Consider the following 17,890-nt stretch of genomic DNA (forward strand, 5'->3'; position numbering starts at 1 on the left):
ATTAAACTTCATTTTTTATGGCTAATTTTATCGTTAAAGTGCCTGTAAAATAAGGCCGATTGTAGAGTATATTATTACCGTAAAATAAATAACAATCATGTGCACTAAAGAGAATTTGAACATTTTATTTGCCCAATCTTTTATATCCATTTTGCGTGTACCGAATAGGCTCAACCCTAACCAAAATAAGCCTAGAGCAAGTGACACTAAGGTTAGACCTAAGCTTAGTGGTAAAAATAAAAAGCTAGATAGCACTAATAAAATTAAATAGAAATTTGTTTGAATATATGTGCGTTTTTTCCCCATGACAACAGGGAGCATCGGTATTTTTGCTGCAGCGTAATCTGCTTTCTTGCGAATGGCTATAGAGTAAAAGTGTGGCATTTGCCATATGACCATTATTAAAAATAACGCCCAACAAGCTGGATGCCAAATATCAGGACCCACTGCTGCCCAACCGATTAAAGGAGGCATAGCTCCTGAAATACTACCAACTTCCGTATTCCAAATAGTATGACGTTTTGTCCACATTGTATAAGGGACTACGTAGAAAAACACCCCTAAGAACCCTAGTAAAGATGCTAACGGAGAAGCTATATATAATAAAATTAATCCGATTACTAATAATAAAATAGCAACGATCAAAACTTTCTTAATCGATATTTCACCTGTTACAGTTGGACGAACCTTAGTCCGTGCCATAATGGCATCAATATCGCGGTCATAAATGTTATTGAATGAACCTGCCGCAGCAATTACAGCTGCTGTACCTAAAAATGCAAACACTACATTCCAAATATTATCTGTAAAGCTGTACTGATATGTATATAATGCGAGCATTAATCCAGCAACCATTGGAATTAGATTGGACTTGATAATTCCTGTTTTAACTACTTGAGCCCATAACGTCTTTTGTGATTTTTTGTTCATTGTATTTGTTAGCTCCTTGTTTACCCACTTGAACTAATATAACCTAATTGCTTAGCAAAATTCCATTATATTATCTCTTTTTCTTCATTACTTATGAACATTTTAGGGCTATTTCTACATATATAAGACGGATGTCGAGCATTTTTGTATTTAGAACAATGCAAGCAGTACCTAAATTTCTCTCAAAGTCTTTGTATATATGATTCTATCACTATTTTCGGGGCAAAATATGTTTTTATACTTATCAAATTCTTTGGTATAGAATATGACCATCTTTTGAACATACTAAAAAAATGAAGTATTTTAAATGTAGAATGAAAGATAGATATAAAATGGAATTTAAATAAGGAGGGGACAGTTTGATAGATAAAGAAAAACAAATAGAGACACTTCTCTATGGAAATCCATTAGACTTTGCTTGTAAAACGCTGGGTGTTCCAAATATGAGAAATCATAAATACTCTAAAGTTTTTACAGTTAGCAATGAAGAGGTATATGAATATATTTCAGTCCACGGTCTGCCACATAGTGATTCAGCGAGTAAGTATTCTCTAGATGAGGGTTTCCATTATTTTGAGGAAGAAGGTAAATGGTATACCTTTTTTAGAGAGAGAGGTTGCATCTACAATGAACAGAACTTTGATGACTATGAACTTGGTAAAAAGTATATAGTTACTACTTTGCTACAATTAAGTGGTACTGGGTTATATTAGTTGTTGTTTTTAACGAACTATTGTAAATTTGGCCTATCCATTTTCAACTTTCACCTCCTATCAATAATGGTATTTTGATTAACTGCAATATACTTGATTTGTCAAAAGCATAAAGAAAGAAATTTTTAAACTTGTGTTGTATATTGTTTATTGAGGAGGGATTATTTATGATTAACGAAGAAATAAAAAAGTTATCGGATATTTTGTTACAAAGTCTCTATGATTATCATTTTGCTAATAATGGCGGAAGTTATACATTACCTAAAGCAATGGTTAATGCTGACCCCAGTAGCAAACATGCTATTGAATACCTTATCGAAGAGGGTTATGCCATAGATAGTGGGCAAGGATCAGAAAACCTTGTTTTAGCAATAACAGCTCAAGGCATGGACTATATTAATAATAAATAAGTAATCAAAGGAACGTCCATCCGGGCGTTCTTTTTAAATGTATACAGGAGCTTGACGATTGGGAGAAAGTGACGAGAGAGCAGTCAATTTCGATTCAATAGTGCATTTAATGTGTATTCAGTAAATGGAAAACGCGACAGACAAGTTCTCTGTATTTTGCTAATTGGATTGGATGGTTGTTAGGTGTGATAAACTAAAGATGTTAGGGAAAAGGAAGTGGACGTTGATATGGAGATAGAGATTTCAGAAACAACAGAAAAACACATTTTAGAAAAGTATCCACATTTAACAAAAAGCGATGTACAAGTTCTTTTCTCAGAAGGACAAATTGTTAAAGAGCCCGAAGATATTTCATTTAAACCAGAACATGAATTAAGATTTGATCACTTAAAACGATCAAGTTGCACGCTACACGTTCCCAAGACGATAGCAAACATATTAGAAGTTGACTCAACTATCGACTTAATCCCAGATGAGGATGGGATTATCTTCAAACAAGAACTGGAAGGCAATTGAACTTTGCCTCCCAGTAATGTACATTTGTTAAAAGCTAAACATTGAATACTAACGAAGGACAACTGATGGTAGTTGTTCTTTATTTTGCCTAATTAATTTGTGACAATCAATTCCAATCACATTATGATTATTGAGGAGGGGTGTGTATACCCTGCCAATTCTACTAATGGTCTTTTCGTTAATTATTTCATAACTAAACTTGCTCAATAAATTCGTTTCCCCCCTTGACCATTACCTATTTTGACTAGCATTATTAAATTTCATGTATACTATTGTTAAATAGGATTTTGGAGGGACATTTTTGGAAAAACTTATTATAAATGCTGGAGAAGTACAAAAATTTTTAGCTAAACAGCATGGAAACGCATTTGATATTTCATCAAGTTCGCTTGTTTCAGACTTGTATAGCGCTTCTCTGCTAGTACGCCATGATATTGAAAAAGAACTTTTAATGAATCAGAAGCTTTCTTGGTCGGCCATGCTTATGCTTTATACACTTTGGGTTTGGGGGCCAAGTGAAACAAGAATTATCGCAAAACGATTACAATTAGCTACTTCGTCGGTAACAAGCTTAACGAATACACTTGAAAAAAAGGGGCTCGTTTTTCGTACGTATGAACCAAAAGACCGCCGATTAGTTTTAGTAAATCTAGCAGCCTCTGGAGTTGATTTACTTACTGTCTTATCTAAAGAAGTAAATGAGAGAGAACAGGTTCTTACGAGCAAATTAACAAAAGAAGAAATAGATCAATTCAACCATTTATTACATAAATTACTAAATAAATAATTTCCCTTATATAAGACCATAAACAAAAAGGTTGTGAGTAGACACAAAAATGTCTGCTCATAACCTTTTTTAAAATAACTATATACAGGACTAATTAAAGTGGGTATTACAAAAGTTGCAAAATATTAGTTCCAGTGACCGGCCTTCATTAATTTCTCTTTTTGTTTAAATGCAACCGTTACTAATAACATGGAGATAACGATCATCACGATAATCGCGACTAATACAATATTATAAGAATCTGTTAAATCTTTTATTAATGAGTAAAGTGGTAAAGCTACGATACCTGCAACAGCTAAACCTATAGAAGCAGTAGCATAAATATCAGCATAGTTTTTGTTACCGAATAATGAAATGGTAAGTAGAGGTCCTAATGTACCGATAGATGATGACAAGAAACCAAATATAATAGCACCGATCATAATCATTACTTTAATTTCACCGAATAACAGGAATAAAATGAATGTTACTAAACCAGAAATTAAGGCTACAAAAGTAGTACCTTTTGCACCAATTTTATCTGCTAAGAAACCAAATGTTAATGAACCAATTAATAAACCAACCATGAATAGCCCCATTAAAGTACCACCGAATGCAGTATCGAAGCCTTTAGTAATTGCGAAAGTTGGTACGTGTTGTGCGAATGCAGCAACAGATGTTAAGAAGAAGAAAAATGCCATTAATGCGAAAAAGGCAGGAGATTTTTTCGCAATGTTAGATGCGATCCCTTTGTTTGCTTCTTCATTAGCAGCAGTTGCTTCCGTGTCTTCTGCGTTTATTTCGTCATCTCCATAAGCACCTTTTTTACCAGGAGCAAAACGGATGAATAATAAAATTACGATAATTGCCCCTACACCTAATGTTAAACCAGAAGTAGTGTAAGCTGAACGCCAGCCTTCATTTGCAATTAATTTACCAACCCAAGGAGCGATAAAAGCACCGAAAGCACCAACAGTCGCCATCATAATACCTAAAGCTAAACCTTTAGATTTTTTGAACCAGTTGTTAATAATTACTGGACCAGCGATTTGTGCAACGATAACATAACCAATCGCACATGGAATGGCAAGTATGTACCAGCCCCATACGCTGTTCATGAAGCCCATTGCAGCGAATGCACCTGCGTGGAAAATAACACCTACAATTAAAATAATACGGATATCCGCTTTTGTGATTAATTTACCAGCAAATGGTAAGAATATCATCGTTACGATTGACATAATCGATACGTATAAAGATAAACTAGATAAACTCATACCTAAGTCATCTGAAACAGGTGTTAAGAATAAACCTGTTGCGTTGTTAAGACCACCACGAGCAAAACCCATCATGATCGCAACACCTAGTAAAACGAACCAAGCATAATGAATGCCTTTTTTTGACTTGTTTGCCATCTTAATATAACTCCCTTTATATTTTCTTCTAGATGTATGCGATTTCAAAGTATTAAAACCAAAAAAAGCTTTATAAGGACAGTAAGCCTATCAATAAATTAATGTGAGGTTTTAAGTTTAATACCGAATATAATGGTTGTTCACTCGTGACTCGAATGACAACTGTTATACCTTAGGAACTTTAAAGCATAATTAGAGACTTCAATATTATGCAACAAAAACTACAAAATGGAAATCTTTTTATTTCAATTCGAATGATATTTTATATTTATGTGAAGATATACTCTATTAAACTTAATAGTAAAACCCTTAAACAAGCGGAAATCACAGGGAATAACCACTAACGTTGGTGGTTATTCAACTGCGTTTTTTTGAAGAGGGCATATAACCTTGCATAAAAATGTTGAAGATTGTCCAATGCTTTTGAATACCTAACAACTAGCTGAAATTGATGATTACCAAACTAACTACTTATGAATTGATGGAATACTTCATTACCATTAATCCGTATTGGTCGAAGTAACCGAGTTCAAAGGATAAATTATTTAATAGGCTTCACAAAAATAGGTGTGTGGTTTATAAGTTGAAAATGTTGTTTAAATAAAAAAAGTCACAACCCTATATATATCAAAGGTTGTGACTGCATTATTAGTATGGTCCCGAGTGGCCTCGAACCAGCGACCCCCATTTTGTCAAAGAACTCACCGCTAGCTTGACGGATGAGGTAAACAGTATCACGGATTTGGTGAGTAATATTGTTGCCTTTCCCGTGATAGCGAAGTGCTGAAGAGGTGGGGATTAGTTCACTATCGATTTCTTTGAGCAAAAAGCTTTTTCTTTATGTTTAAGTAGTTTTTCATTTCGTAAGTCAAATAAAATAGATTCGCTCGTACTTCAAATTCTTCTCTTGTCTTCGGTAACTCCATCTCGCGGATTATGGCATTTAATTCATCTAACTTATTTATTGAAATGTTCGTTGTATCTCCCGAGTGAACGTTCCTACTTAAATCCTCCAAGAATTCTGCGAACATTTCTTTCTGTTTGATGTCTAGGCTAAAGGAAGAGAAAATAGCAATGATTTTCATCATATGCTTTAGAAGTTCTAGTTGATCCTCTCTCATTTCCAAATAATAATAATCTATATTTTGTTTTCGTAATAGTTGATTTTCTACATCTTGATTGGCAAGGCTTTTGGATTGATTGATTAAATCTTCTACTTCAAGTATTTCCTTCCCATCCCAGTTCCGCATATTATCCCTTAAATGGGCAGAGAATTCATAAAGTATAATTTCAAACCGTTTTTCAATCTCCTTTTTAAAAACCTCAATATCTCGTTTGAAATTTGGCATGAAACTATTGACGAGAACAGCAATTCCCATCCCGATGAAAATAATGTATAGCTCGTTCAGAAACATTGTCCAGTCAGCATTCTTTACCGTATAAACATGTAATACGACAACCATACTTGTGACAAAACCACCCTGAATGTGAGCTCTTACGAGGATTGGAACAAATAACAAAATAAATAAAGAAAAGACAATGGGATGATAACCTAATACCTCGAATATCAATGAACCAAGCAGCAAAGATAAAAGGGAGGCAAAGAATTTATCCTTAATAGTAATTAATGTCTTTTTTTTCGTTTTCTCAATACACATAATAACAATAATTGCTGCAAATGTTGCAAATTCCAAATCCAATAAACTCGCAATCCACATTGCCAGCCCTGCTCCTACAGCAGTCTTTATCGTCCGATAGCCCATACCAGTCATGGAAGCACCACCTTATTTTATTTTCTATGTAATACTTGCAGGTTATCTGTTTTGATATTCACTTAATTCACATATATGTATTCAATAATACACTCTTAACCAAATTCCATCGACTTCGATCAATATGTAGTGTATTCATTGAATAGTTCCCGAACGATTACTCCTAATTCATCTATTTATAGTTTAACACGGAGATAATAAACTTTTATATACTGGTGCATCTTCAGTCGTTCAGATTTAGATGTCTCTACAGTAAATGTCTCGTAGGAGTTACGCAATTATGAGTACAAATAGCTAACACAATTCGAAACACGGATATTCTTTCCATGTTAAAAGAAATTTATTTGAAAATATGTAAGCTACCTTGGTTCAAGATTTAGTGCAGAGAGATACGTGGAATAAAGATATATTAAGATATTATGTGCATATAATTACCAATTAAAATCCTAAGATTATCATGTAAACTATAAAGATGAGAAGTTGAGAATCTCCCTTCGAAACTCTCTTACAATCATAATGAAAATAGATTGGGGCCTCACTGTTGAAGAAGTGAGGCTTTAACTTATTTATTCATTTAACTTACATAGAAGGTATGATAATTTTTAAGGAGGATAGATTACTATGGAAAAATATATTGTTGAACAAATTGACGATTTCTTTGGTGTGTTTTCTAATAATAAAAACAAAGATCTAAATCGTTTACTTATCCCGTATAAATTGATTAAGGTTCCTTTGAGTAAAGGGGACGTAGTCGAAATAGAAAGAAATGATAAGGGGTACCAAATAAATGTTTTATAAGTAAGAGATGTAGTGGAGTAATTATTCTAGTCATTTTTAAACGCCTATAATATAGGTGTTTTTTTATATTCAAAAAATTTAAGAACAGTTCGTAAAAGTTCACTTTTACGAACTGTTCTTAAAGTGTCATTATTGTGGACTTTATCCTTATGATTATTTCACCAAGACAAAATCAATGATTGGTCTTGTTTGTAATTCTTTTTTTGCTTCTCGAATCGGTTTGATTGCTGTTAATTCAACAACCATTTCGCGAACAACATTCCGCTTAGTCATTACATCTTCCAATATTTGTTGAAACGATAGATGTTGGTATTTTTCTTCGCTTACGAGTAAAGTAATCTTATCAGCTTTCCAATCTCCTCTATATCCATAATCGGCCCGCCAATAATAAGGTTGTGAAAAATAACCGAATGATTGTAAAAAGTACTGCTTTACATGAGTTGGGTCTTCAAAAGCATCATCACTTGCTCCGTATGGAAGTCGAAATTTGGCCTTCGCACCCGGTTTTGCAATCCGATGAAGTTCCTGCATCATCGGTAATGTATGTTGAATATGTTCAATTAAATGACTCCCATAAAACTCCTCAATACTGTTATCTTCAAACGGAAGTGGAACTTCCGCACAGGCATCCAAATTTGCAATAACATCCACACCTTTTAGTGCAACAAAATCCAGATTGATCCAATCCTCAAGAATTGTATGCCCGCATCCAAGATGAAGACGATTTAACTCCATTTGTTCAGCATTACTTTCATTCAATAACATTCATTCCTTTCAGAAACAAAATGATCAATTAAAAACGTCTACAATTGCTCAAACTAGTATATGAACGAATTTCTTTTCTGTTCACAGTCCTTGTCATATCGTGGGACGCCTGAAAAGTCCGGTGATCTAGCTATTCTACAATGAGAAATAAAACTAAATTGGAGAAGTATTCCGATTTAACGAAATTAAAAATGAAAAAACCAACAAGATTTAAAGGAAGGTGGTTAATTTTGTATAATTATAAATTCTCAACTGCTTATTTTGCTTCCTCTGGAGCAAGTTTTTCTGCATATTATGAAATTAATTGATCATAAATAGCTGAATTTGGTATATTCATAGTTTCTTAAAATGATGAGCCTTTTTCAATGTGGCTACTTTCCATTCAAATTTAATGTGCCTGTCTTCAATATTTTCCTGTGGAGTAAGCTCAATATGCAATAGATAAAGCAGATTTAATTAGGGTTTGAGACGTATCATAAGGGGTGCTTATAATGATAGGCGGTAGTCATTCTTTCTACACTCTAAGTCAACTTCGAAAGAGGTTAGGTGACATCTTCTAGTTATCGGTTAAAAGTAAAGTAACAAAACAAAAAAAGCACTCACATACGTGAGTGCTTGGGGAGAAAATAAGGCTTACCAACCACGGAACCTTACTATATTAGTATAATACAGTTTGGTGGGGTTTTAATTTCCTTTATTTAGCTGTATATCCAATTACCCAACAATGACCTATATTATTTCGAGCTACCGGTTAAATAATTAATATGATTGAGGAGGATTATGAATAGAGAAACTCTCAAATCAATGTGTGAGTGATCTAGCACGTTCCTTTAAATACAAACCATTTTTTTATTGTGCTTTGAAATTATTAGTGTCCATTTGGGCATGATATCAAGTAGAAGTTACCTAAGGAGGAAAGGAATTGGAAGTATTATTAAATAAAATACACGAAGATATTGATTATCTCAACTCGCAGGGTAAGCAGGTAAAGGAAATAAGAATGAACCCAAACATTTTTGAGAGTATGATTGAACTTACTGATGTTAAGTTTTCAAAGGGTGTAGCTACTGTATTTGGAATTATTATCAAAGCAGATGAAAGTATTGAAAAATATGTATTTGTTCTTGATGAGGTCACTTAATTACAAGTGGCTTTTTTTGTACCCCAACAATACTACAAATAATCATTACTAACCACATCTATTAGTACAAAGAAGTTGTGTGCAGTAATATAGCTGAATTTTTTGTTTTTTTGTAGATATGTATCTTCTTAACCTTTTTCTCTTTTTTAAATATTTTTACATCTTTTAATGGAAAAATATAATATTGACGATTCAAATTAAACTTGTTATGATTCTCCTATTGTTTTTAAAAAGAAAATATATACCTTGTATAAATTCAAGAATATGGCTTGAGAGTTTCTACCAGCTACCAATAAATAGCTGACTACAAGGAATGGGAAATTAATGATATTTTTTTATCCCATTTTGTAGAGAAACTTTGTCCAAATAGTGGTCAAAGTTTTTTTGCTATCCAGAGAAAGTAAAATGAATAGGTTGTAACACGAACCTAGGATCATTACCTTCAATCTTGCAAATAGGAGATTACAACATGAAAAACTTTTTTAAATTTGCAGAACGGGGTACTTCCTATAAAACGGAAACACTTGCCGGTATCACAACTTTCTTATCTATTGCCTATATTTTAGTCGTGAATCCAATTATCCTAAGCCAATCTGGTATGGATCATGGTGCTGTATTTACTGCAACTGCTCTTACTGCAATCATCGGTACACTTCTGATGGGCTTACTTGCGAACTTCCCAATCGCCATTGCACCTAGTATGGGATTAAATTCATTCTTTACTTTTTCGGTATGTATTGGAATGGGTATTGACTGGCAAGTTACTTTAACGGGCGTTTTTGTTGCCGGAATCATTTTTATGCTATTAAGTTTAATGAAAATTCGTGAGAAAATTATTAATATCATTCCAATCGATTTAAAATACGCTATCGCTTCTGGTATTGGATTTTTCATCACATTTATCGGTTTAAAAAATGGTGGAATCATTATCGGCAATGCGGATACATTTGTTTCGATTGGTGATTTAACTTCACCGATGACCTTATTAGCTATTATTGGTCTTATTATTACAATCATTATGTTAGTACGTGGGATTAATGGCGGTATTTTCTACGCAATGGTTATTACAACGGGTATTGGTATGATTTTCGGTTTAATCGAAGTTCCTTCATCGATTATTGGAAGTATCCCAAGCCTAGAACCAACATTTGGTGTTGTGTTTGGCCATTTAGATGAAATCTTTAATGTACAAACACTGACAGTTATTTTCACCTTCTTAATCGTTGCCTTCTTTGATACAGCTGGTGCATTAATTGGATTAACGAGCCAAGCAGGAATGATGAAAGGTAATAAGATTCCGAATATCGGTAAAGGATTACTTGCTGATTCTGCTGCTGGTGTAATTGGTGCTATTTTAGGTACCTCAACTCCTGCTACAAGCGTTGAATCTTCTGCTGGTATTGCTGTCGGAGGAAAAACTGGCTTTACTTCTGTCGTTATAGCGGCTTGTTTTGTAGTTGCTTTATTCTTCTCCCCACTTGTTAACGTTATTTCGGTGGAAGTTACATCAGCTGCATTAATTATTGTAGGTGCCTTAATGGCAATGGAAATCCGTAAGATTGATTGGACGAAGTTAGAAATTGTCATTCCATCATTTTTGACAATTATTATGATGCCTCTAACTTCTAGTGTTGCAATCGGTATTGGATTAGGTTTTATTCTTTATCCAATTTGTTTAGTAGCACAAAAGCGTTATAAAGAAATTCATCCAATTATGTATGTTCTTTGTTTATTATTCCTTTTATACTTTGCATTTATCGTATAGGAAAGAGTATTAGAGACCTAGGAACACACATTTGTGATTGGATAGAAAGCAACACCTAAAGGAACATACACTATGAAAGAAAGTAATAGTACAGTTTTATTTAACCCTGCTTATTAATTTGAGCGGGTTTTTTTTGTTAGATGTTTTGTTTAAAGGAACCAAAGAAAGAAACAAATATAATTCTTAATGACAAGGTGGATTACCTTAGTCGCTCAACAATCTTTGCATAATCTATAAATATTAATTAGAAAGGAGGAGGATAAGATGTCTGGTTATAATGGAGGAGACTGCTACGGCGATAATTCTAATAACGGATCTAGCTTCGTATTGATTGTAGTATTGTTTATCTTACTTGTTATTGTGGGAGCTAGTTTTATGAGTTACTAAAAAAGGAAAATTACGAGAGAGTTAGCTTAGCCAATAACACTTTTTAGACATGGATATAATGATATGTCTTCTTTCAGGAAAAGTGTTAGTTAAGAGAACTTTTCTTTTTGTACTTCCTTCTTTAAAAGCGCCTTCTCATTCATTGAGATGGTCGCTTTTTTATTTCCCCAAAAATTACTAGTTGTAAAATAGAACTATTGTTCGTATACTAAAAAACAAGAGGGGGAACGAATGTGCGTATAAATATTTTGAAGTCGTTGCAGTATGATCAAATATCTGAAATGATTTATATGAATAATAACGGTGAAATTAGCAAGCGAAGAGTAAAGGTATTAAGTGTGGAAAGTAATACATTTAAAGCTTTTTGTTTTTTACGAAATACTAAAAGGACTTTTAAAGTAAATAATGTACTAGCATTTGTTCCCTTCACACAAAAGGAGCGTGAAGTTATATGAACGTTGAATTTTACGAACCAGTTTTTGATTTATCCAAGGTTCAAGATAGAGGGAATAAAAAATGGGTAGCTATGATGCTTCCCGAACACGTTTCTTTACTTAGAGAATACGGTAAAGAGATTAAAAGAGAACCTATCCCTGAATTAGATGAATGGGATTATGATGCAATTCAACATACTTTAGATATGGCCATTAAAAGCAAAGCGGATACTAAAGTTAAATTGTGGAGAGATGGAGCATTCTTTTACAATAGAGGAATTGTAGAAAGTGTGGATTTACGAAGAAGAGTTATTGAACTAGAAGACCCATTTTCTTTGCTACAATTAAAATTAGATGAAATAGTAGATGTAACCATAATAGATTAAGGTTGTGAAAGTATTGGATAGAACCGAGGAACTATTTAACCAATTAATGGATGAGCATCCTCCAGAATTAATACTTGGTGCATTAGATGAAATGTCACGAATGAATAGGAACGAATTATTATCACTTGGAAGTAAAAATATAAATAGAGTTGAGGCTGCAGAAGCTAAAAACCACCAACCTGATTAATGGAAGGTGATTTATTTTATTAACAATAATTCTATTAAAGTGCTTGTCTTTCTGACATATAAAGCGTTAAATCGTATAGGGAATGATTAGATGCAAAATGTAATTAAACCAATTAAAGTAAAGTTAGAAAACCAATCATAAACAATAAATCTAAGGGGTGCTTATTTCAGAAACCTTAACAGATAAAAGGACTTCTATGAATAAATAAAACATGACTTAATGGCAGACTTACACGTCTGCCAATTTTTTATTATTTTTTGTAACGAATTCCTCATAACTTAGTCTTATTTATGAAAGGAGGTAGAAATGTGCCTGAATTTGAGAGGATTTACAATCAATATTTTAGGGATGTCTACTCGTTTGTACTGTTGTTAAGTCGCAACGAAAAGATAGCTGAAGAAATTACACAAGAAACATTTTTTAAGGCATTAAAAAATATTGATAAATTTAGCGGGAAGTGCAAACTTAATGTATGGCTTTGTCAAATAGCTAAGAATACATACTTTACCTATCTCAATAAACAAAAGCGTTTTGATACTGACGATATACCTGAAGTAAGTGTAAGTAGTATTGAAGAAATCATACTAAATAAGGAAGAAATTTTCCGTATTCACAAGGTATTACGTCACTTAGAAGAGCCTTATAAAGAAGTTTTTACGTTAAGAGTATTTGGTGAACTTTCCTTCAAACAAATAAGTGAACTCTTTGAGAGAACGGAAAGTTGGGCGAGAGTCACGTTTCACCGAGCCAAACGTAAAATTCAAGATTTGCTAAAGGAGGAATAGGAAATGAGTAAAGTATCATGTGAAATAGTTCAAGATTTGCTTCCATTATATTATGACAATGTGTGTAGTGATGATAGCAAAAGAATAGTAGAAGAACACCTTGTTGAATGTGAGAGTTGCAAAGAGGAACTATATAGAATAAAAGCTGATTTTATATTACCAAAAGAAGAAATGGAGAGAAATAAGAATGATGGCAATGCTATTAAAGGTATTTCATCTTTCTGGAACCGTTCAAAAACCAAATCATTTATTAAAGGGGGAATAATTAGTGCATTATTGTTATCGTTTATCACATTAGGATATTACGGTTTGTTTCATTGGCACATAACAAACGTTCCAATCGAAATGGTAGAGATAAAGAACGTAAGTAAGTTGGAAAACGGAAGTATCGTTTATGAAAATGATATAACAGATGGTTATAGTATATATAGAATAAAATATGATATGGATGAAAAAGGGAACTTTTACTTAACTCCATTACGACCAATAATTAAGAGCAGGGCACAGCCGCCATATTCTATGGTGAAGGGGTATGATATTTTTAATATCGAAGGTCAAGAAATGAATCGTGAGGGTGCGGAGATAAAGGCGTTGTATTACGGAACTCCAGAAGATAATATATTGATTTGGAAAAAAGGAATGGATTTACCCAAGGCAAGCAAAGATATAGAAGATATGTTTCACGTTGAATAAAATGAGGGCGTTGCATTCGTCCAACTATCAGTTACTTTAATCGTATGAGGGAGATAACCGAGTGACCTAAAGGAAGTTGCATTACACGGTTATTCAAATGATACTGAAGATGAAACTTAAGATAGAGTATTACCGACTATATATACAGGGGGTGTTACATTGGTTCAAAAATTATTTTATGTACTGATTGCATTAATATTTTTAATGATTAGTGGATGTTCGAATGATGGGGAAGTAACCACTGTAACAATTGATAGTATTGATGCTGAAGAGATTTTAAAATTGGATTCTAATGCTGATATTTTTCAATATGATGGAGTTATCTACAAAACTAATATTGATTGGGTTGAAGAATTGTCTTTAACAAAAGATGTTCAAATCGGTGAAATAAAAACAAAAAATGATGCAAATACAAATTTTAAAGATGAGATGTCGAATAAACTTCCTGTTGGTGCAAAGATTTTTTCTGCCAAAGAAAGAGGAGATATTTTAATTGTTGAATCTGAAGGAGAAATCAAAAAATATCTTGTAATCGTTGAAGGGTAGATGGACTCATGGATAATATTAAAGTGGTTAGAAAGCTTACGCTTATTTTAGGAAGACATCATGATGGAGAAGAAACTCTAAATAGTATAAAAACAGAGTATTCTTCTAAATCTGTGGAAGAATTAGTAGTTTTAGCTTAAGTGGGGATTCAATTTGGAAAATCATAGAGGCATACCTAATAAGAGCAAGAGCAATTCTGAAATTAACTCATGAAGGATTAGCTATTACTGAAATTGTAGGAAATAGTCCAGGTGCACGTACATATTCAACTGTGCGCGCATTTTTTAGATACTTACGTCCACATTTTTCCTTCATTATCCAGGTATGTACATACTCTAATTCACCAGGGTTTAAATCGATGAAAATGAAAGGCTAATTGTTATTGGCAAGTAGCGATAAAAACTACCAGTGGATGAGTGTATTAGCAACATTCTTTAGACTCCAGCTTTTTAAATAACAACATTTACTTACATATTAGCAAGTTCTCTCAGTAAAGATAAAATCAAACTACATATTCATTACTATCTATTTAACTACTATTTTCTTTATCTGGTAGTGAAAGAGTCACGTTCTATTTTTTGTTTATTAATTCGTATGGTTTATTTTTTTGGATATTATCACTTCTCCCTTTACCTTCTCACGTATAAATGGAATATTATAACTATTAATAGTTTGCTAGAGGGGGAGAAGCATGTTCATCTGTGGGGTATTATTGTATAATAAAGAATATTTTGAAGTGGCTATTTCTATATGCTCGATGAGGCAAAGCCTATGAAAATATTGGATGTAGATATATTTCAAGATGGGTTACAGCGCAACCTAACTATGTTAGACAGGCTAAGCAGTGAAATGAAATCAATCCACCAGGCGGTGGAGGGTCTAGTTCAGATGGAGGATCAATTAAAGGGAGCAGGAGGTAATGCCATCCGCTCTTTTTACCAGGAATGTCATTTACCGTTTCTTCATTTTTTTCAATTGTTTTCTGAACAGTTTAAACAAGTGCTTAACCAGATGGAGGCAGCACTTCATTCACTGGAACCTGATTCCTCCGGTTACATACTCGAAACTTTCCTTGACGGAGAGCTAGAACAGGGACTTACGCTTATTGGCGAACTCACTGCTAGCTTAACGGATGAGGCAAACAGTATCATGGATCAAGTGAGTGATATTGTAGCCCTGCCCCATTTAGACGATAGCGGAGTGCAGGAGGGAGTCATTAGTTCTAAAAGAAAACGTGATGATACCTTAACGCAACTTTATGAATTTGATGCTACCCAGACATACGCACTGAACCCCATTGAACAAGGTTTGCAGTCAATGGACACATGGCTGACGGATATGGAAGGACTGTTCCAAGCTGGGGTGAAGGATATAAACTTTTTGCCGAGTCAGTGGGATGTCCTTACGTTTAGAAATGATATTAGAACAGAGCTGTTCTCAAAAGTATACTTAAATCCAAATGACTTATGGGTAAAAGAACAGGAGCAACTAATCGGTACGATGATTACTGCAGCGACTTTCCAAACGTTGGAAGGAAAGAAACTGAAGACTATTGAAGAAAACGTAGCGGAAAATATAAAATATCATGCGTATGATAATGGTTTACTCATTAAAGAGTATGTTGTAGGGCAAACAGTTTTCTATGAAGTTGTTTCCAAAGTTGAATATAAAGAAGAGGTTATAGTCGACAAACCGAAAGAAAACAAATTACTAGATTCTTTTCAGTTTGTATTAGATATTGCAGGGCTTATACCTGGTGTTGGTGAAATAGCAGATGGCATAAATGGTGTTATCTATTCAGCCAGAGGGGATGCATTAAATGCGGGACTTTCTTTTTCGGCGATGATTCCCTTTGCAGGCTGGGCGAGTACGGCTGGAAAATTCGTAAATAAAGGAAGCGATTTATATTCATCAAGAAATGTTTTGAGTACGGAGAAGGTGGAGTCCATCTATTCGCCAATTTACCAGGATGTCGTCAACAGTCCACTGGGCAAAACTCAAAATCAACTAGATACCTTATATAAAACTCATTCCGAATTGAATACGCCAAATGCCCTTATGTTTAATTTGCCACCTGTAAAAACTGATATCCCTACGACCATCAAAAGTGGAGATGCGGATATTGGAGCTAAGGGTACGGATAAAGTTGATGCTCAAAAAATTATAAACAAAGACGGATCTGTTACTATTAAAGGTGAAGGAGTCATTTCAGAGGTTATTGATAATAGACCTTATCAAGATCCTAAAAGTAGACCATCATTTAGAAAGAGAGTACCCGAAGTAACTTTTGAGAATGCAAAAGGTCCAGATGGATTGGTGCGAGATCCACTCTATCCAGAAAAAATAATTGAATGGGAACCTGGTCAACCTAGAAAAAATGTTTGGGACATGGGACATCTTCCAGAACATAAATATTCCGATATGCATAAGAGATATTTAAATGGTGAGTTAACACCAAAAGAATTACGGGATTGGTATAATAATCCTGATAACTATCGTCCAGAATTACCGAGTACTAATAGGAGTCATAAAATAGAATAATTAACAGGGGTGTTGACAATAAAAGTAGATTTAATTGCAAAATTAAAAAATACGAGTGAATTTATGAAAGTATACAAAGATGGTGATGAAAAAAACGTATTTGATGGGAAAAGTTTGATATTTTTTTCGTTGTCAAATACTGACTTACCTTCACGCTATGAAATCAGTAATTTTTTATTAGATAAAAATATTGATGTCTTATGTAAAAATGATGAAGGTGAGACCGTGCTACATGTTTTATTAGGGCAACGAAAAAATGATATTGAGGAAACTTATAGATTATGTAAAAGATTTATCGAAAATGGTGTTAATATAAATGAGAAAGATGGAAAGGGGCAAGTTGCATTAATTTATATAATTCGAATGAATAAATCAGACGAAGAATTAGAAAAGTTATATAATTTGTATTTTTCTCAACCAAATTTAGATTTTAATTCTAAAGATAATACAGGATTTTCAGCTATTGAATACGCTAGAAAATTCCCATATAGATCAAGTTTTATTGAAAGGGTTGAAAGGTATGAATCAAAAAGAACCTATTGAATTTATTAAAAAAGCTGGGGCATGTATTGTTTCAAAAAATATAATAAATGAAACAGGAAAGTTGAAATGGATATTGAGAGAGAAATCTATAGATGCAGTGGATAATGGTTGGAGATTTTTTTCAGAAAATGATGATGATGAATACATTAATAATCCTGATAATTTAGTAGTTTGTGATTTTAATACAGTAGCAAATATAGAACCGGCCATTTTGGGAATATACGAACTACCAATAGGTAGTGACTTACAATTAGTTTCTGAAAATGGAAAAATAAGATTTGTTGATAATTTAACTGGTAAAGAAGTTTGACGATCTTTAATTAGTTTTAATTTCAAATTAATTGGTAGTCATGGATTGGATAGTACTATTGCTCTTCCTAACCTTGATGATGAAATT

Annotated in this window: 21 protein-coding genes and 1 riboswitch; of the genes, 17 read left to right on the plus strand and 4 right to left on the minus strand. The window is 33.4% G+C overall.

Annotated elements, in window-relative coordinates; all coding sequences use genetic code 11:
* Window positions 1-33 precede the first annotated feature (33 nt).
* On the minus strand, window positions 34-930 hold the full coding sequence (cyoE, locus tag MKX39_RS06515; protein WP_093534973.1) for a heme o synthase: 897 nt from the start codon (window positions 928-930) through the stop codon (window positions 34-36).
* Window positions 931-1,289: 359 nt separating this feature from the next.
* Between cyoE and MKX39_RS06520 the strand changes: the two genes are divergently transcribed.
* The 4 genes from MKX39_RS06520 to MKX39_RS06535 all read left to right on the plus strand — a co-directional run bounded on the left by MKX39_RS06520 (window position 1,290) and on the right by MKX39_RS06535 (window position 3,356).
* The gene (locus MKX39_RS06520) at window positions 1,290-1,643 is read left to right on the plus strand and encodes a hypothetical protein (protein WP_340768816.1); all 354 of its coding nucleotides are present in this window, start codon (window positions 1,290-1,292) and stop codon (window positions 1,641-1,643) included.
* A 167-nt stretch (window positions 1,644-1,810) separates the two neighbouring features.
* Window positions 1,811-2,053: a hypothetical protein gene (locus MKX39_RS06525; protein ID WP_340768817.1), complete on the plus strand. Its 243-nt coding sequence runs from the start codon at window positions 1,811-1,813 to the stop codon at window positions 2,051-2,053.
* Window positions 2,054-2,281: 228 nt separating this feature from the next.
* A complete protein-coding gene (locus MKX39_RS06530) occupies window positions 2,282-2,569 on the plus strand; it encodes a hypothetical protein (protein WP_340768818.1) in 288 nt (95 codons plus the stop codon).
* Window positions 2,570-2,870: 301 nt separating this feature from the next.
* A complete protein-coding gene (locus tag MKX39_RS06535) occupies window positions 2,871-3,356 on the plus strand; it encodes a MarR family winged helix-turn-helix transcriptional regulator (protein WP_340761991.1) in 486 nt (161 codons plus the stop codon).
* A 125-nt stretch (window positions 3,357-3,481) separates the two neighbouring features.
* On the opposite strand, the gene MKX39_RS06540 is transcribed toward MKX39_RS06535, so the two are convergent.
* Both MKX39_RS06540 and MKX39_RS06545 read right to left on the minus strand, forming a co-directional pair.
* Complete coding sequence (locus MKX39_RS06540) at window positions 3,482-4,750, minus strand: MFS transporter (protein ID WP_340768819.1); 1,269 nt, start codon at window positions 4,748-4,750, stop codon at window positions 3,482-3,484.
* Window positions 4,751-5,556: 806 nt separating this feature from the next.
* Entirely contained in the window at window positions 5,557-6,522 is a 966-nt protein-coding gene (locus MKX39_RS06545) for an aromatic acid exporter family protein (protein WP_340768820.1), read from the minus strand.
* A gap of 621 nt (window positions 6,523-7,143) precedes the next feature.
* On the opposite strand from MKX39_RS06545, the gene MKX39_RS06550 reads away from it, so the two are divergent.
* On the plus strand, window positions 7,144-7,320 hold the full coding sequence (locus MKX39_RS06550; protein WP_175496179.1) for a hypothetical protein: 177 nt from the start codon (window positions 7,144-7,146) through the stop codon (window positions 7,318-7,320).
* A gap of 153 nt (window positions 7,321-7,473) precedes the next feature.
* On the opposite strand, the gene MKX39_RS06555 is transcribed toward MKX39_RS06550, so the two are convergent.
* Window positions 7,474-8,079, minus strand: coding sequence for a class I SAM-dependent methyltransferase (locus tag MKX39_RS06555; protein WP_340768821.1), 606 nt, complete (start codon window positions 8,077-8,079; stop codon window positions 7,474-7,476).
* 928 nt (window positions 8,080-9,007) lie between these two features.
* Here MKX39_RS06555 and MKX39_RS06560 point away from each other — a divergent pair.
* From MKX39_RS06560 to MKX39_RS06615, 12 genes are all read left to right on the plus strand, one after another.
* A complete protein-coding gene (locus MKX39_RS06560; protein WP_340768822.1) occupies window positions 9,008-9,226 on the plus strand; it encodes a lactate dehydrogenase in 219 nt (72 codons plus the stop codon).
* Window positions 9,227-9,452: 226 nt separating this feature from the next.
* Window positions 9,453-9,553: riboswitch (purine riboswitch) on the plus strand.
* Window positions 9,554-9,695: 142 nt separating this feature from the next.
* Window positions 9,696-10,991 carry an NCS2 family permease gene (locus MKX39_RS06565; RefSeq protein WP_340768823.1) on the plus strand — a complete coding sequence of 432 codons (1,296 nt, stop codon included), beginning with the start codon at window positions 9,696-9,698 and terminating at the stop codon, window positions 10,989-10,991.
* Window positions 10,992-11,255: 264 nt separating this feature from the next.
* A complete protein-coding gene (locus MKX39_RS06570) occupies window positions 11,256-11,378 on the plus strand; it encodes a YjcZ family sporulation protein (protein WP_340768824.1) in 123 nt (40 codons plus the stop codon).
* 233 nt (window positions 11,379-11,611) lie between these two features.
* On the plus strand, window positions 11,612-11,833 hold the full coding sequence (locus tag MKX39_RS06575) for a transcriptional regulator (protein WP_340768825.1): 222 nt from the start codon (window positions 11,612-11,614) through the stop codon (window positions 11,831-11,833).
* Window positions 11,830-12,198, plus strand: coding sequence for a YolD-like family protein (locus MKX39_RS06580; RefSeq protein ID WP_340768826.1), 369 nt, complete (start codon window positions 11,830-11,832; stop codon window positions 12,196-12,198). Before MKX39_RS06575 ends, MKX39_RS06580 begins: the two co-directional genes overlap by 4 nt.
* 13 nt (window positions 12,199-12,211) lie before the next feature.
* Window positions 12,212-12,385 carry a hypothetical protein gene (locus MKX39_RS06585; RefSeq protein WP_340768827.1) on the plus strand — a complete coding sequence of 58 codons (174 nt, stop codon included), beginning with the start codon at window positions 12,212-12,214 and terminating at the stop codon, window positions 12,383-12,385.
* 308 nt (window positions 12,386-12,693) lie between these two features.
* On the plus strand, window positions 12,694-13,170 hold the full coding sequence (locus MKX39_RS06590) for an RNA polymerase sigma factor (RefSeq protein WP_340768828.1): 477 nt from the start codon (window positions 12,694-12,696) through the stop codon (window positions 13,168-13,170).
* 3 nt (window positions 13,171-13,173) lie between these two features.
* Window positions 13,174-13,863: a zf-HC2 domain-containing protein gene (locus MKX39_RS06595; protein ID WP_340768829.1), complete on the plus strand. Its 690-nt coding sequence runs from the start codon at window positions 13,174-13,176 to the stop codon at window positions 13,861-13,863.
* A gap of 159 nt (window positions 13,864-14,022) precedes the next feature.
* Window positions 14,023-14,409, plus strand: coding sequence for a hypothetical protein (locus MKX39_RS06600; protein ID WP_340768831.1), 387 nt, complete (start codon window positions 14,023-14,025; stop codon window positions 14,407-14,409).
* Window positions 14,410-15,180: 771 nt separating this feature from the next.
* Entirely contained in the window at window positions 15,181-16,950 is a 1,770-nt protein-coding gene (locus MKX39_RS06605) for a T7SS effector LXG polymorphic toxin (RefSeq protein WP_340768832.1), read from the plus strand.
* Between the two features lie 9 nt (window positions 16,951-16,959).
* On the plus strand, window positions 16,960-17,493 hold the full coding sequence (locus MKX39_RS06610) for an ankyrin repeat domain-containing protein (protein WP_340768833.1): 534 nt from the start codon (window positions 16,960-16,962) through the stop codon (window positions 17,491-17,493).
* Window positions 17,471-17,803, plus strand: a complete 333-nt coding sequence (locus tag MKX39_RS06615; protein ID WP_340768834.1) for a DUF2185 domain-containing protein — start codon at window positions 17,471-17,473, stop codon at window positions 17,801-17,803. The genes MKX39_RS06610 and MKX39_RS06615 overlap by 23 nt, the downstream gene beginning before the upstream one ends.
* Window positions 17,804-17,890: the final 87 nt, after the last annotated feature.

This window comes from Psychrobacillus sp. FSL K6-1464, from assembly GCF_038003145.1.
Taxonomy (GTDB): domain Bacteria; phylum Bacillota; class Bacilli; order Bacillales_A; family Planococcaceae; genus Psychrobacillus; species Psychrobacillus psychrotolerans.